This is a genomic window from Desulfitispora alkaliphila (assembly GCF_050433185.1).
GTDB lineage: Bacteria > Bacillota > Desulfitisporia > Desulfitisporales > Desulfitisporaceae > Desulfitispora > Desulfitispora alkaliphila.
The window spans coordinates 15670-30896 of sequence record NZ_JBNPXS010000035.1 but is presented as its reverse complement, the minus strand read 5'-3'; the positions used below and the strand labels follow the sequence as shown (position 1 = coordinate 30896).

The following is a 15227-nucleotide window of genomic DNA, read 5'->3' as shown; positions in this document are numbered from 1 at the left end:
ATCAAAGTTGATGGTTTTACTTGAGAAATTTTCTGGTTTTGTGTATAATTCATTTTGAAGTCCTCCTTGGGTATAAATTAAGGGTCCTTTTTGCTTCGAAGCTTTGGACACCTCGTATGATACCAAGGGGGCTTTTTTTATTCAATCCTCATTTAAATTCATTACAGGAATGCTCCTTTAAACTGTTTGTTAGGCAAAACCGATGCCTTAACTATGGCTACATCATAACCTATAGATCCACTAAGTGAAGTGAGCTTTGTCAAAGGAGGAGAGTGATTTAAATCACTTTTTAGATTAATCCGCTACTGTGGGTATAGATACGGGTAGCGTACCTGAAGGAGAAAATTCTCCAAAAATAGCTTTTACGGCTGCTGTTAAATTTGGTTCGTGGCTACCATAAATAGCTAGATAAGTATTGACTTCCGGCAAATGCATAAGGTCATATGGGTTGTCCAGGGCTATAACTATCACGTCAGTATCTGCGTGGTTAGCCTTTTGTAATAACTTCCGTAATAAAGCTAGTTCCTCACTGGTATCAGTTATATTGCTAGTTCCCAGGATTATTAAATCGTTATCCTCAATTAGATTTAAGCTTTGTAAGTCTAGGGACTTGTTGGCGTATGATTTGTACTCTGGAACTAAGTTGTTACTATCAGTTATAAGTGTTAATGCCTTTTTTATAAACTCAAGGTGTTCATTTTCTGGCATTAATATTGCAATATCTTTAGTATCATTGATGTTTACTGGCAGCCTATTAGTTTCGTCTCTAATCAGGGTCACAGCTTGCTTTGCGATGTCTATTTCTACTTTTTTGTTATAACTACTTCCTACAATTGATGTGGCTGCCTCTACTGCTTTTGCTTCGCTTTCTTCCAAGGGTTCCAACAAGTTATATTGGTCTTTTAAATCTAAAATTCGCTTAACTGATTCGTCTATGCGTTCTTCAGAAATAGTTCCTTCTGCCACAGCATTCAAGATGGAATTAAAAGTAACCTCTAGGTCATTGGGCATTAGAATGATATCAGCACCTGCCTGGATAGCCATAACAACAGCTTCTTCCTCGCCAAAGTGATCGCTGATAGCTTTCATGGTAAAGGCATCAGTAACAATTACCCCGTCAAAATGAAGCTCATCTCGAAGCAACTGGGTCAAAACTTTATGGGATAGAGTAGCGGGAATAGTTATTTCATCACCATTTTTTTTAGAGACCAGCTTAGTATTATCTATTTCAGGGAAGGTAACATGAGCTGTCATAATCATATCGATGCCTACCTCAATTATTTCTCTAAAAGGTTTTAATTCCACTTGGTCCAACCTTTCCCTAGAGTGGGGAAGAGAGGGGAGTTCTAAGTGGGAATCGGTATCTGTGTCTCCATGGCCTGGGAAATGTTTAGCAGTTGCGATAATTCCTTCGCTGTGTAAACCCTCCATATATGAGATGCCGAGTTTAGATACTAAGTCAGGATCGGCTCCAAAAGAGCGAGTATTTATTACTGGGTTAGCAGGATTATTATTTACATCTAATACTGGGGCAAAATTCAAATTAATACCTAGAGCTTTTAGTTCTTGTGCCATTACTTTAGCTGCTTGGTATGTAGTATCTGGAGATCCTGTTGCACCTAGAGCCATATTGCCAGGCATATTAGTACCTTGAGGTAGTCTTTGTACTCTTCCACCTTCTTGGTCAATTGATATGAACATGGGGATAGAAGATGTATTTTGTAGCTGGTGCGTAAACTTAGCTAATTGGTGAGAAGTCTCAATATTTTTTTCAAAAAGGATTACACCACCTAAATGATAACCCTTAATCATTTGTTCAGTACCTGGGTTCATGCCTGTGGTATTTTCCCCTTGCCACATTCTAATATCAGGCATTAGCATTTGGCCTACTTTTTCCTCAATAGTCATGTGGGAAATGATTTTATCAACCTTGGAGTCTTGTGGTTCAACACCTGTATCACAAGCGGTAAATAAAAATATGAACATTAGAAGCAATAAAAGAATAGAAAACCGTTTCATTTTTTTCCTCCTATATAGTATTTAGACTCATCTTACATCCTTTATTAGTACCAATGCAATCGCATTAATTTGAATAAATGTGAATAAATTGAAATCAATAAGCAGGAATTAGAAATTAAACCTAGTAATGAACGTATAAGGAGTAAATTAAATTAATAAGGATGTGACTGAGATGATCACTGAAGTGTTGGCAAGCATTTTTAAAATTGTAGTTCCGCTGCCCAATAACCCTTTAAAAGAATTGAATTGTTACGTAATAAAGGGTGAAGAGAGAAATCTGATGATAGATACGGGAATGAATAGAGAAGAGTGCCTTACTGCTTTGCAAAAGGGAGTTAATGAGTTGCAGCTTTCTTTAGATCAAACAGATTTTTTTATAACTCACATGCATGCAGACCACTCTGGGCTAGTTCCCCATTTGGCAACTGCTACTTCTAAAGTGTACAGTCATCAGCCTGATGCAAATATTATTAATGGAAATATGAATTGGCAGGATATGCTTGATTATGCTAAAAAAAGTGGAATGCCTAAAAAAGTTCTGCAAAATGCTCTAGAAAAACATCCAGGCTATAAGTACAGAGCAAAAGATAAGCTGGATTTTACCTTTCTTAAAGATGGGCAGGTTCTCCGTATTGGACCGTATTCCCTAAAATGTATTGTGACTCCAGGTCATACGCAGGGTCACATGTGCTTGTATGAACCGAAGAAAAAAATCTTATTTTCAGGAGATCATATACTAGGAAAGATCACCCCAAACATATCACTATGGACGGATCATGGAAATCCCTTAAAAGATTACCTAGAAAATCTAGAAAAAATAAATCAATATCCAATTGAGCTGGTATTACCAGGGCATCGAGAGTTAATGTCAAATTGCAGTAAACGGATTAAACAATTAAAGGAACACCACTACAAGAGACTAGCAGAGATAGTTGAGATTTTGCATAAGGGGGCAGAAGATGCGTACCAAATTGCGTCCCAGGTGAAATGGGATATGACTTATAAGTCCTGGGATGAATTTCCTGTGCCGCAGAAATGGTTTGCCACAGGGGAGGTAAATGCCCATTTAAGGTATTTGCTGGATGAAGGAAAGATAAAGCGGGAATTTAAACAGGGGATGTTTATATTTTCATTGTAAGTGAGGTTTAAGAACCCTCACTTACAATTTTATTAGACATACCCGTGGTGTTTTTCTAATATCTGCACTGCTCTATCTAAATGTTTTTCATCGGTTAATACAGTTACCATAAAACTTTTTCCACCAGCAAGCCCGTAACCTTTACTAGCCATGCCGCTTACTGACGGGTCAGCTCCCATTAGAGTTCTAGTGTCGTTGTTGCTAAAGCGATCCACATCTTGAGAGTAAATACTTAATCCTGTCTGGGTTTCAGCTTGTCCCGCAATAGGGTTATTTATTTTCTCGTCAATGGAGACACCGTACCTACTCACTCTATCTATATTGGCTTCAGTTATACCTGCAGTTTTTAATTCTTTAGTTGCTTCTTCTGCTCTAGTGCTGCTTGGGAAATAGGCTGTAATTGAAAGTTCGCCATCCTTGAGTTTCATTTGTTAATCATCCCCTCCTTTGTTGTTTTACTGTAGTCTTAGTATTATAATTTTCTATAAATTATATTTATATTGTACATACTAAAATAAATTTTATTTTTTATATATAAGAGGTGTCAGAATAAACCCTTTCTAAAAGACTAAGAAGCTGATATAATACAATTGTATAAGTTTGTAATAATATAATATAAAGAAAGGAGGTGGAACTATGAAGTTAATTCCAAAATTGATACTAGGTATTGTAGTAGGTATTATAATTGGTTTAGCAGCGCCAGAATTTTTTGCGCGACTGCTCATTACTTTTAAGGAAATCTTCGGACAGCTTATTGGATTTGCGATTCCACTAATTATTATATTCTTTATTGTTAGCGGTGTTGCAAGTATCGGTAAACAGTCTGGCAGGATAGTTGCTTCAACAGCTGGTATTGCATATTCATCTACTGTACTAGCGGGAACTTTGGCCTATGTGATGGCAATAATTTTTATTCCTATGTTTACTACTTCTGGCGGAGAAGTAGCTAAAGGTGTTGTTGGCCTAGATCCCTTCTTCAAAATAGAGGTAGCACCCTTAGTTGGGGTAATGACTGCTTTGGTGACAGCGTTTGTTTTTGGTATAGGGATTGCTAAAACTGAAAGCAGTACGATGAAAAACTTCTTTGATGAAGGAAAAAAAGTAATAGAGCTACTGATTGTAAAAGTGATAATTCCTATTTTGCCTATTTATATCGCAGGAATATTTACAGAGTTAGCTGCGGAGGGAACAGTTTTTGAAACACTGGCTACTTTTGGTGTAGTGCTTATGCTTGCAGTATTTACTCATTGGGTTTGGTTGATTATTCAATACTCAATAGCAGGAGCATTTACAGGAAAATCGACTTTTGGTGCTTTAAAAACCATGCTGCCAGCATACTTTACGGCTCTAGGAACAATGTCTAGTGCTGCTACAATTCCGGTAACGCTTAGACAAGCTAAGGCTAATAAGGTACGAGAGGAAGTTGCTGATTTCGCAGTACCCCTTTCTGCAACAATTCATCTTTCAGGAAGTACGATAACCTTAACCCTTTGTGCTGTAGCTGTTATGGTTATGTCCTCTGGACTATCCATGCCAGGATTTTTGGATATCATGCCATTTATCCTGATGCTAGGAGTGGTAATGGTAGCTGCTCCAGGTGTGCCTGGAGGAGCAGTAATGGCCGCTCTTGGGTTGTTGACTACAATGCTAGGGTTTACTGAAACAGCTTTAGGGTTGATGATTGCCCTATATATGGCTCAGGATAGCTTTGGGACAGCTGCCAATGTGACAGGTGACGGAGCTATTGCCATGCTAGTAGATAAAATTGCAAAATAAAAATAAGACTTCTGGTAATTATACCAGAAGTCTTATTTTTTATTTTATATAAAAAAACTCCAGCACAAAAAGGGTTTTAATAAACGCTAATAGAATTAATTATTACTATTATTTTCTAATAAATAGAACTAATAGGTCGCTATGTGAATAACTTAGATATAACTGATTATAATTTGACCATTGATTAGAATAATGCACCGCTAGCAAGGCTTTAAATATCATTAGAATGGATAATGAGGAGAGTAGTAAAAGAGGGGTGAGGCTTTTGTATACATTACCGGAAACTATAACAGTGCACTATGCTGCTGAATTAAAGGAACAGCTTTCTGAGATTGTTAAAAAAGCAGACAAAGATAATGAAGTAATATTAGATGCTCAGTCTGTTGAAGATATAGATGCTTCAGGAGTACAATTACTACTTTCATGTTACAAAGCTGTTGTAGAAAAACAAGCAGTCTTAAAAATTATTAATAAGAATGTGGTTTTTGAAAACATGTTACAGCTTTCTGGGGCTAGCTGTTTACTTAATGAGGAAGGGAGTTTTAATAATGAGTAAATTAATATTTGTAGTAGATGATTCTAGAACGGTTCGCGCTTCCTTGGAGTATACGCTAAAAAAAGGCGGTTTTGAAGTAGTATCTGCAGATGATGGACAATCGGGACTAGAGAGTTTAGAAAGCTTAAAAAAGCAAGGCAAGAGACCTTCGATGATTATAACTGACATAAACATGCCACGAATGGATGGCATTACCTTTATAAAGAATGTGAAGAAAGACGCTTCCTTAAAGTTCATTCCTATTCTAGTACTGACAACAGAGTCACAAACCCAAAAGAAAATGGAAGGAAAAGAAGCTGGAGCGTCAGGGTGGTTAGTAAAACCTTTTAAACCAGAGCAACTAATGGGGGTTGTTAAGAAATTTGTCCGATAGGTGGTGAGGCAAAATGATCGATGAAGATTTAATTTCAACGTTCCTGGAAGAAACTGGAGAAAACTTACAGTTGGTTGAAGAGGGATTATTGGCCTTAGAAAATAACCCGCGGGATCAAGAGCAAATAGACCTGGTTTTTAGAGCTATGCACACTATCAAAGGTGGAGCTGGGCTAATGGGATTTGAGCGAATAAGCCATATTGCGCATCACTTGGAGAATGTGCTTGAACAGATTAGAGAGATGGGCACTGGTATTTCCGACAATCTATTTGGAGTTCTGCTTGAAGGTACAGATCTTATAAAAAAGATAATGGATAGTGACGATTTAAGTGGCAGCCAATTTCAAGACCAGATAGACAATCTGGAGCATGCACTTAGTATTTTTCAAGTTGAAAAATCAGCTAAAGCAGGTGATGGAAATGAAGACATACCAGTTAACGAAGGAAAGTTGAACTACTATAAAGTAGGATTACGGTTTAGAAGTGATATATTTGAAACGGGAACAGACCCTTTGATGTTACTAATGGAGATAGAGGAACAAGGGCGTATATTGTGCAGCTTCTTAAATAAAAGTTCTCTTCCCCCAATACATGCTTTAGACCCATATAAATTGTATGTATCCTGGGTTGTATTTATGGAAACTGAAAAAACAAAAAGCGAGATAGAAGATGTATTTATTTTTGTACAAGATGAAAATGAAATTAATATTGAAGAAATTACACAGGATATACATTTGTGGTTCGATAACAATGCATCCTGTTGTGATAGCTTGGTTGACCAAGGATTAATTGCTGTACCAGAGTTAGATAGCTTAAGGAAAAAACTTATAGGAGTAGGAGAAAGTCTATATAAAGAGGGAAAATTAAAACAAAAGAAGGATAATATAGACCAAAGTAACAACCAGCCTAAAGATTATGGAATTGCTAATACAATTAGGGTAGACACAAACAAATTGGAAGACATACTAAACCAAATAGCAGAGCTGCTAATTGCTCAGTCACGGGTAAAGGAAATGGTTTCCCGATTTTCTGGCGCAAACAAATCATTAAATGTAGAAATAGATAATTCTTTTCAAGAAGTTGACAAGATAATTAGGAGCATTCAAGAGAAGGTAATGACAACTAGTATGATACCAATTGGAGGAGTTTTCACGAGGTTTCAGCGTATGGCCAGAGATTTAGCTCGCGAAAATGGGAAAGAAGTTGAATTGAAGCTGGAAGGAAAAGAAACTGAATTAGATAAGAAAGTGATTGAGCAAATTACAGATCCCTTAAAGCACTTGTTACGTAACGCAATAGATCATGGCCTTGAAAAACCTGAGGAGAGAGTAGCTTTAGGGAAGCCCAGTAAAGGTACTATTGAGTTAAACGCATATCATCATGAAGGTAATATAGTTATTGAAATCAGTGATGATGGTAAGGGAATAGATGAAGATATGGTTATGTCCAAGGCCCTAGAAAGGGGTTTGATTGACCCTGAACAAAACTTTAGTAGTACAGAAATTTTAAATTTACTCTTTAAACCTGGATTTTCTACAGCAAAAGAAATTACTGATATATCAGGTCGTGGAGTAGGATTAGATGTAGTATTAACAAATATCAAAAGTCTTAGGGGAAGTGTAGAGCTAGACACAGAGAAGGGCAAGGGCACAAAGTTTGTTGTAAAGTTGCCGTTAACCTTGGCTATTATAGACGGTATGATTGTCAGAGTAGGTGAAGAGAAATTTGTTGTTCCGTTAAATGCAATTGTAGAATTTGTGAAGATATCTAAGGAAAATATTAAGCTAGCTGAAGGCAAAGGCAAGTTGATAAATTTAAGGGATGAGTTTATTCCTTGTACCGCATTATATGAGATCTTAAATATTGAACCAGATTTCTTTGAACCATCAGATGGAATAGTAATTGTTTTGAAAGATGGTGACAGAAAACTAGCTGTTCTTTTAGATGAAATAATTGGTCAGGAACAAGTTGTGATTAAGAGTATAAAGGAAAATCTAGAACAAGTTGAAGGCATAGCTGGAGCTACAATTATGGGAGATGGAAGTGTTGCTGTTATTATTGATGTACTCTCTCTATTTAGGATGAGTAGGAATAGGAAGTGAAAAGGGATGACAGAACACGGGGGTTATACGATAAAATTAACTGATGATGAATTTGTAAAGATAAAGAGTATGGTTTTTAAAGAGATAGGTGTAAACTTAACTGAAGCTAAGCGAAGTCTCGTAATCTCTAGGCTAAATAAGCGCTTAAGAGAGTTAGGCCTCCTGAGTTTTTCTCAATACATAGAGTATACCCAAGATAACAGGGATGAATTGGAAATTATTTTCAATCGGATTACGACAAATGTCACAAAATTTTTTAGAGAGAACCACCATTTTGAATATCTATATGAGCAATATTTGCCTGTGCTTGAACAAAAAATCACTAATATTGATGACAGTAATAAAACACTGCGTGTATGGTCTGCTGCTTGTTCTACAGGAGAAGAACCCTATACTATTGCTATGGTATTAAGTGAATACTTTGCAAATAAGCCTAAATGGAATTATAAAATATTAGCTTCTGATATTAATACTGAAACCTTAAAGAAAGCAAGCAGTGGCATTTATACCAAGAAAGAAGTAGAAGAAATTCCATATAATATGTTGAAAAAATATTTTCAAGTTGGAACTGGGCAGAACAGCGGTTTATTTAAAATTAAAGATATTGTTCGCAATAACATAAGCTTTCGGAAAATAAATCTAACAGCAGAAAAGGAGTATCCTATTCAATCAGCACTTGACATTATTTTTTGCCGAAATGTCTTCATTTACTTTAGCAGGGAAACTCAAGCTAAAGTCCTGAATAGATACTACGAACATCTCAAGCCTGGTGGTCTTTTGTTTTTGGGCCACTCAGAATCTATTGGAACTGCTCAAGAACTCCGAGAAAAATGGGCATTTAAGAGGCATACAATCTATGAACGCCTCTAAAGGGGGTACTATTGTTTGAAAAAGAGTTTTAATAAAAAGTTTAATCGTACTATGTACGAAATATTTGCAGGAGACTTTTTCGCAACAAAAGAACAAAACGTGGTCCTTACAACGCTATTAGGTTCGTGTATATCTGTTTTTTTGCGAGACAGAGTTAGCGGTGTGGTGGGGTTAAATCACTTTATGCTTCCAGGTTCTATCAAGGTTGAAGAACTTATTTTTGACGAAGATGCTCGCTATGGGATCAATGCCATGGAGCTAATGATAAATGATATGATGAAAATAGGCGCGAGAAAAAATAGATTACAGGCAAAAGTTTTTGGGGGCGGGCAAGCCTTAGATAATACACTTAACAATGTTGCAAAGTCTAATATTACTTTTATTGATTCTTATTTAAGTATGGAAGAGATCCCCATAGTAGCTCAAGATGTAGGGGGGAATTATGGGAGAAAGCTATTTTTCTTTCCAGATACATATGATGTTTATCTAAAAAGAATTAGATATCAGAGCACACTAGATAATGCAGTGAAAAGTGAAAAGAGATTTTTACATTGGATGCGAGAGCAGAGAAGTAGGGAGAGCGAGGTAACACTATTTGGCGAAAGCCAAGGAGGTGTGGTGAGTGCAAAGAAAAGCAATTAAAGTTCTCATAGTAGATGATTCCGCTTTAGTAAGAGAAGTGCTGGGCAGGATCCTTTCTCAGGACCATGAAATTGAAGTTGTTGGGACAGCAATAGACCCTCTTTTTGCTATAAAGCAAATAAAAGAACAGAGACCTGATGTGATAACACTAGACTTGGAAATGCCAAGAATGGACGGTCTAACGTTCTTAGAAAAACTAATGTCTACTTATCCAATTCCTGTTGTAGTAATAAGTTCATTAGCTCAAAAGGGTAGTTCAAATACCATCAAGGCTCTAGAATTAGGGGCTGTAGACTTTGTTTCCAAGCCTAAAAGCGGTATAGGAAGTGGGTTGGATAACATGTCTACAGAGATAGTGGATAAAGTTAAAGGCGCTGCAAATGTGAATATGAATAGCTTGCGTACAATGGTAAAGAAGAGTCGAGTTGAAAATTTTACAAGAAGCGCTAAAAGCAGTGAACAAAGGTCACAAGATACTAAACCTTTAACCAAATTAGATAATAGAGTTATAGCAATAGGTGCTTCGACTGGAGGAACTGTTGCGGTTAAGAACATTATTACAAATTTGCCCTCTAATATACCAGGAGTAGTTGTTGTGTTGCACATGCCTGCAACTTTTACTGCATCATATGCAGAAGGACTAAATTCAACTACTAAGCTATTAGTAAAAGAAGCAGAGGATGGAGATAGAGTTAAAAATGGCTGTGTTTATATTGCGCCAGGGGGAAAGCACTTGCTCTTGAGAAAAAATAATTCAGGTTATTTTTTGAGTATAAATGATGACTCTCCTGTAAATAGGCACAAGCCTTCAGTGGATAAAACCTTTCATTCAGTAGCTCAAGTAGCTGGGTCAAATAGTGTTGGCGTAATACTAACAGGAATGGGTGACGATGGAGCTAAGGGATTAAAGATGATGCGAAATAGTGGTGCATACACTATAGCCCAGGATGAGAAGTCATCAATAATTTTCGGAATGCCTAAAAAGGCGATTGCATTAAATGCGGCTGCTGAAGTGCACTCTTTAGATAATATATCAAGTTCTATAGTCAAGTACATGGCAAGCATAAAATAAATGCTTAGAAAGGGGTTTTAATTTGAAGGCGACCATAAGAATAAAGTTACTGGCGGGCTTTGGTGTTGTGTTGCTCCTTATGGTAGGTATGGGTGTAATGTCTTCTATGATGACCGAAAGCGTTGATGAGGCTAATAGGCAAGCTATAGAAAACATGGAACAGATAATTTTTACTGTAGAAAAGGAAACAGACCATCTAGAGTGGCTTAATCAACTGGCAAACTCATTTTTGACGGGAGAGAAATTTACAGGAGAACTGGATCATACCGGTTGTGATTTTGGAAGATGGTATTATGGTATTTTAAATTCCGATTATTTCAATCAACTGACACCTGAATTTAGGGAAGTATTTTTAGCTATTGAGGAACCGCATGAGCACTTGCATCGCTCTGCGCATCAAATAGTAGATATTATGGAACGAACGGATTTGACTTACGAGGAAAAGGAAGCAATGGCTCTAGAAGTATACCATAATGAAACTCAAATGCACATGAACCAAGTTCGCGTAAGCTTAGATCAACTGCAACAATTCATGGCTGTGGAAAAAGATGCTTATGTTAGTCAGGCAGAGCAGCAAGCTAATACGGCTAAGACTACCATATTCTTAGTTACTATTATTGCTATAATCATAGGTATTACTGCAGCTATAATAATTAGTAGTAGAATAAATAAGCCAATCAAAGAAGTAGCTCATTTCCTTGAAGAGATGGCTGAGAGTGGTGGGGATTTAACTAGGAGAATAGAAGTAAAGACAAAAGACGAGGTTGGAGAGTTATCCCAGTCGTTTAATGCCTTTATCGGTAAGCTCCATGATATTGTGGCAGAAGTAAAAGTATCATCTCAAAATGTTTCAGAAGGGTCTAAAGAACTTACAGCGGGAAATCAAGATTTATCCCAGAGAACAGAGGAACAAGCATCTTCCCTAGAGGAGATATCTTCCACAGTAGAAGAAGTGGCTGCTTCTATTACATCTTCATCGCAACACGCCACTGAAGCAGACAACTTTTCACAAGACACTTTGAAGAGCATAGAAAAAGGCGGAAAGGTTGTGGGAGATATGCAGGATGCTATGGAGGATATTACTACTAGCAGCAAACAAATTGGAGAAATTATTTCTAAAGTTAACGATATAGCTTTTCAAACAAATTTGTTGGCCCTTAATGCAGCGGTTGAAGCTGCCAGAGCGGGAGAACAGGGGAAAGGATTTGCTGTAGTAGCGGCTGAAGTGAGGACTCTAGCTGGTCGAGCCTCTGAAGCGGCTAAAGAAATTGAAGATTTGATCAAGGAGAGTCTTAATCGGGTGGAAAGAGGCAATGATTTGATGAACGACACAGAAAATGTGCTTAAAAATATTATGGAAAATACTCGTAAGGCTACAGATATAATTGGGGAAATTGCTGCATCTTTACGTGAACAAACTGTTTCAGCCTCTGACATCCGTACTACCATAGAAGAATTAAACCAAGTTACCCAGCAAAACGCTGCCATGGTAGAAGAGGTGGCCAGTGCCAGCGATAATATGAGCCAGGAAGCAATTATGTTAAGTGGATTAGTTGATGTATTTAATGTGGAAAGCGATGGCAAGCAAAAGCATTACAGTGAAGATGAAACCCAAAATGTAGTTAATAAAAATAACAACAAAGATAATGTAGACTTTGAGGAATTTGAGAAATTCTAGGGGGGATAACTTTGCTAAAGTCAATGAAATTGAGGCAAAGAGGAGTAAGTAGAGCTAGTATTGGAGTTAAATTAACAGCAGTAACTGTTATAGTGATTTTATTAGGCCTCGGAGGTGTAGGAGCCCTAACTTATTATCAGACCCAAACTGCATTAATCAATCAAGCTGAAAATCAACTGATGGCAGTAACTGACTTAAAGCGTATCAAAGTTGAAGAGTATTTTTCTGAGCGATTAGGCGATATAGAGGTTCTTGCAAATAACCCACTAGTTGAAGATAGTTTTCCGGTGTTTACAAATGCCTTTGAATATGGCTTAAATAGTCAAGAATACAGAGAAGTAATGGTTGAATACGGAGAGGACTTTGAACATTACCTAAGTGTATACGGTTATTATGATATTTTCCTCATAGATACAAGTGGTGATATAATCTATACAGTTACCCAAGAGGAAGACTTAGGAACTAATTTGATTGATGGACCTTATAGTGATACGGGTTTAGCTCAAGCGTTTCATGAGGGCATTAGAAATGTGACATTAACGGACTTTGTTTGGTATGAGCCCAGTCAAGAGCCCGCATCGTTTATAGCGGCTCCTGTAGTAGATGATAATACAGGTGAGCTTTTAGGGGTTTTAGCTATGCAAATGCCAATGGATCAAATAAACGCAATCATGCAAGAAAGCACTGGAATGGGAGAGACGGGAGAAACATATTTAGTAGGGTCAGATTATTTAATGCGTTCTGACTCTAGATTTACAAGTACCAGTACTATTCTACAACAAAGAGTAGAAACAGAGTCTGTTATCCAAGCACTGCAGGGCAACTCTGATGTTATTAATACCTTAGACTATAGGGGAGAAGTTGTGGTTAGTGCCTACACTCCTTTATCAATAGGCAACCTAAGCTGGGTAATGGTTGCAGATATTGATGAAGCGGAAGTTATGGCGCCTGTTATTGCTATCAGAAATACGATTGCAATTTTTAGTATTGTAATCATTTCAGTTATACTTTTATTAAATACATATATGACAAATAGGATAGTTGTAAACCCAATAAAAGCAGTAAGACAGAACCTTGCGGCACTAGCTCAAAATGACTTGCGTCAGAGAGTAACAGTGGATTCAGAGGATGAACTGGGTCAAATGGCAGATGACTTGAATAAGACTATAGATTCTCTTAGCGAGGTTATGGCTACAGTTAAAAGCACTTCTAATACTGTTGCTCATGCAGCTGAGGAAATATCAGAAGGTAATCAAGATTTGTCCCAGCGAACAGAGGAGCAGGCATCTTCTTTGGAGGAAATTTCTTCAACTATAGAGGAAATAACCTCGTCCCTAGAAACATCATCTGTAAATGCAAATGAAGCAGACAGTTTATCACAAAAAACTATGGGGAACGTAACAGAAGGTGAAGATGTAATCAAGGAAATGAAGAATGCAATGGAAGAAATAACAAACAGCAGTAGAGAAATAGCTGAAATCATAGCAAAAGTAAATGACATTGCTTTTCAGACTAATTTACTTGCACTAAATGCTGCAGTTGAAGCAGCTAGAGCTGGAGAGCAGGGTAGAGGTTTTGCAGTAGTAGCGGCCGAAGTAAGGAGTTTAGCGGGGAGGTCTGCTGAATCTGCAAAGGAAATTGAAAATTTAATTAAAAATAGCGTTGAAAAGGTAGAGCGTGGTAACAGGTTAATGGATGTAACAGATGAAGTCTTAAAGAAAATTGTAGATAACACTACTAGGACTACAGATATTCAAGGAGAAATTGCAGCTTCTTTACGGGAGCAATCAACAGCAGCCGGTGATATCAGAACTGCCATCGAAGAACTAAACCAGGTCACTCAACAAAATGCATCTTTAGTTGAGGAAGTTTCTAGTGCTAGTGAGAATATGTCTAGTGAAGCAATAAATTTATCTAGTTTGGTAAGCCAATTTAAGCTAGATACAGAAAACATCAACTTGGATGAATATGAGAAACATCAACAGAGCATAAGTTCTGCACAACGAAAAATAAAGCAGAGTGAACAGCAAGTAGCAACAACAAAGGAAACAGAAAACTTTGATTTTAATGAAGATGACTTTGAAAAGTTTTAAAAAATTTGTAGGGGAGGGAGTATTTTGAGTGGCAGCGAACAGAATGGCCAAAATGATAGTGCTCTAAACATTTTAAACCTGCAATTAGCAAACATGTCAACAGAAAATCAATATGTTACATTTAAAATCGGTGAAGAAGAGTATGGTGTCGATATTATGCTAGTTCAGGAAATAATCAGATACAAAAAACCTACGAAAATTTATAATGCCAACCCTATGATAAAAGGTATCATAAACTTTAGGGGCAAAGTAATTCCTATAATTGATATGCATAAGAAGTTCGACTTAGGTGAACAGAACTACGACGAATATACAGTAGTAATAGTTATTGAAGTGGAAAGCAAAACAATGGGAATGATTGTGGATAGGGTTTCTGATATTATGAGCTTTAAAAAGGAAGAAATTCAAATAGTGGATCAAGAGTTTGCAGAAGACATTAAGACTGAGCATTTAAAGGGTATGGCAAAGTCAAGGGACAGAATTATTATGCTTCTTGAACCTAATAGAGTGCTATCTTTTAGAGAGTTAAATCAGATAAGTAAAGCTTATGGCGAAGATGAGGCAAATTTGACAAAGGAACAAATATAAGGAGGAGACAAAAATGAAGATAACGAGAAAAAATAACAATGAAGCCACGATTACCCCTGATGGGAAGATTGATATTTCAAATTCACATGAATTAAAACAAAATTTGCTTACCCTTTATGATGAAGGGGTAAGCAATATAACCATTGATTTTACCAATGTAATTAGTATTGACAGTTCAGGACTTGGAAAGTTACTTTTATTTCAAAAAAAGCTAAAAGAGCGCAATGGTGAATTACGAGTAGTTAATATAACTAGTGACTATGTAAAAAAAATGTTTACCATGATTCATTTAGACAAAGTTATTAAGATTGAGAGTTAGAG

14 protein-coding genes are annotated in these 15227 nt (G+C 36.9%); 12 read left to right on the top strand and 2 right to left on the bottom strand.

The annotated features are described in order from the left end of the window. Positions 1 to 294: 294 nt before the first annotated feature. Complete coding sequence (gene nagZ, locus GGQ84_RS11965) at positions 295 to 2019, bottom strand: beta-N-acetylhexosaminidase (RefSeq protein WP_429162936.1); 1725 nt, start codon at positions 2017 to 2019, stop codon at positions 295 to 297. Positions 2020 to 2191: 172 nt separating this feature from the next. On the opposite strand from nagZ, the gene GGQ84_RS11960 reads away from it, so the two are divergent. After that, complete coding sequence (locus tag GGQ84_RS11960; RefSeq protein ID WP_429162943.1) at positions 2192 to 3157, top strand: MBL fold metallo-hydrolase; 966 nt, start codon at positions 2192 to 2194, stop codon at positions 3155 to 3157. 32 nt (positions 3158 to 3189) lie between these two features. Here GGQ84_RS11960 and GGQ84_RS11955 read toward each other — a convergent pair whose 3' ends face one another. Continuing rightward, entirely contained in the window at positions 3190 to 3585 is a 396-nt protein-coding gene (locus tag GGQ84_RS11955) for a hypothetical protein (protein WP_429162934.1), read from the bottom strand. A 208-nt stretch (positions 3586 to 3793) separates the two neighbouring features. Between GGQ84_RS11955 and GGQ84_RS11950 the strand changes: the two genes are divergently transcribed. The 11 genes from GGQ84_RS11950 (at position 3794) to GGQ84_RS11900 (ending at position 15225) form a co-directional block, all read left to right on the top strand. Then, positions 3794 to 4933 carry a dicarboxylate/amino acid:cation symporter gene (locus GGQ84_RS11950; RefSeq protein WP_429162933.1) on the top strand — a complete coding sequence of 380 codons (1140 nt, stop codon included), beginning with the start codon at positions 3794 to 3796 and terminating at the stop codon, positions 4931 to 4933. Between the two features lie 226 nt (positions 4934 to 5159). Then, entirely contained in the window at positions 5160 to 5489 is a 330-nt protein-coding gene (locus GGQ84_RS11945; RefSeq protein ID WP_429162931.1) for an STAS domain-containing protein, read from the top strand. Continuing rightward, entirely contained in the window at positions 5482 to 5862 is a 381-nt protein-coding gene (locus GGQ84_RS11940; protein ID WP_429162929.1) for a response regulator, read from the top strand. The genes GGQ84_RS11945 and GGQ84_RS11940 overlap by 8 nt, the downstream gene beginning before the upstream one ends. Positions 5863 to 5875: 13 nt before the next feature. Beyond that, positions 5876 to 7963, top strand: a complete 2088-nt coding sequence (locus GGQ84_RS11935) for a chemotaxis protein CheA (RefSeq protein WP_429162928.1) — start codon at positions 5876 to 5878, stop codon at positions 7961 to 7963. Between the two features lie 6 nt (positions 7964 to 7969). Then, the gene (locus GGQ84_RS11930; RefSeq protein ID WP_429162926.1) at positions 7970 to 8833 is read left to right on the top strand and encodes a CheR family methyltransferase; all 864 of its coding nucleotides are present in this window, start codon (positions 7970 to 7972) and stop codon (positions 8831 to 8833) included. 15 nt (positions 8834 to 8848) lie between these two features. Continuing rightward, entirely contained in the window at positions 8849 to 9475 is a 627-nt protein-coding gene (locus GGQ84_RS11925; RefSeq protein ID WP_429162924.1) for a chemotaxis protein CheD, read from the top strand. Continuing rightward, positions 9456 to 10547: a protein-glutamate methylesterase/protein-glutamine glutaminase gene (locus GGQ84_RS11920; protein ID WP_429162922.1), complete on the top strand. Its 1092-nt coding sequence runs from the start codon at positions 9456 to 9458 to the stop codon at positions 10545 to 10547. Before GGQ84_RS11925 ends, GGQ84_RS11920 begins: the two co-directional genes overlap by 20 nt. Before the next feature lie 22 nt (positions 10548 to 10569). Further along, positions 10570 to 12225, top strand: a complete 1656-nt coding sequence (locus GGQ84_RS11915; RefSeq protein WP_429162920.1) for a methyl-accepting chemotaxis protein — start codon at positions 10570 to 10572, stop codon at positions 12223 to 12225. An 11-nt stretch (positions 12226 to 12236) separates the two neighbouring features. Next, on the top strand, positions 12237 to 14318 hold the full coding sequence (locus GGQ84_RS11910) for a methyl-accepting chemotaxis protein (protein WP_429162918.1): 2082 nt from the start codon (positions 12237 to 12239) through the stop codon (positions 14316 to 14318). A 24-nt stretch (positions 14319 to 14342) separates the two neighbouring features. Then, positions 14343 to 14906, top strand: coding sequence for a chemotaxis protein CheW (locus GGQ84_RS11905; protein ID WP_429162916.1), 564 nt, complete (start codon positions 14343 to 14345; stop codon positions 14904 to 14906). 13 nt (positions 14907 to 14919) lie between these two features. Then, positions 14920 to 15225, top strand: coding sequence for an STAS domain-containing protein (locus GGQ84_RS11900; RefSeq protein WP_429162914.1), 306 nt, complete (start codon positions 14920 to 14922; stop codon positions 15223 to 15225). The last annotated feature ends 2 nt before the right edge of the window (positions 15226 to 15227 follow it).

What these genes read in the sequence shown, in the direction of transcription:
- GGQ84_RS11955 (WP_429162934.1), bottom strand. Translation starts at nt 3,585, where the DNA reads ATGAAACTCAAGGATGGCGAACTTTCAATTACAGCCTATTTCCCAAGC.
- GGQ84_RS11960 (WP_429162943.1), top strand. Translation starts at nt 2,192, where the DNA reads ATGATCACTGAAGTGTTGGCAAGCATTTTTAAAATTGTAGTTCCGCTG.
- GGQ84_RS11945 (WP_429162931.1), top strand. Translation starts at nt 5,160, where the DNA reads ATGGATAATGAGGAGAGTAGTAAAAGAGGGGTGAGGCTTTTGTATACA.
- GGQ84_RS11930 (WP_429162926.1), top strand. Translation starts at nt 7,970, where the DNA reads ATGACAGAACACGGGGGTTATACGATAAAATTAACTGATGATGAATTT.
- GGQ84_RS11950 (WP_429162933.1), top strand. Translation starts at nt 3,794, where the DNA reads ATGAAGTTAATTCCAAAATTGATACTAGGTATTGTAGTAGGTATTATA.
- GGQ84_RS11935 (WP_429162928.1), top strand. Translation starts at nt 5,876, where the DNA reads ATGATCGATGAAGATTTAATTTCAACGTTCCTGGAAGAAACTGGAGAA.
- GGQ84_RS11940 (WP_429162929.1), top strand. Translation starts at nt 5,482, where the DNA reads ATGAGTAAATTAATATTTGTAGTAGATGATTCTAGAACGGTTCGCGCT.
- nagZ (WP_429162936.1), bottom strand. Translation starts at nt 2,019, where the DNA reads ATGAAACGGTTTTCTATTCTTTTATTGCTTCTAATGTTCATATTTTTA.
- GGQ84_RS11900 (WP_429162914.1), top strand. Translation starts at nt 14,920, where the DNA reads ATGAAGATAACGAGAAAAAATAACAATGAAGCCACGATTACCCCTGAT.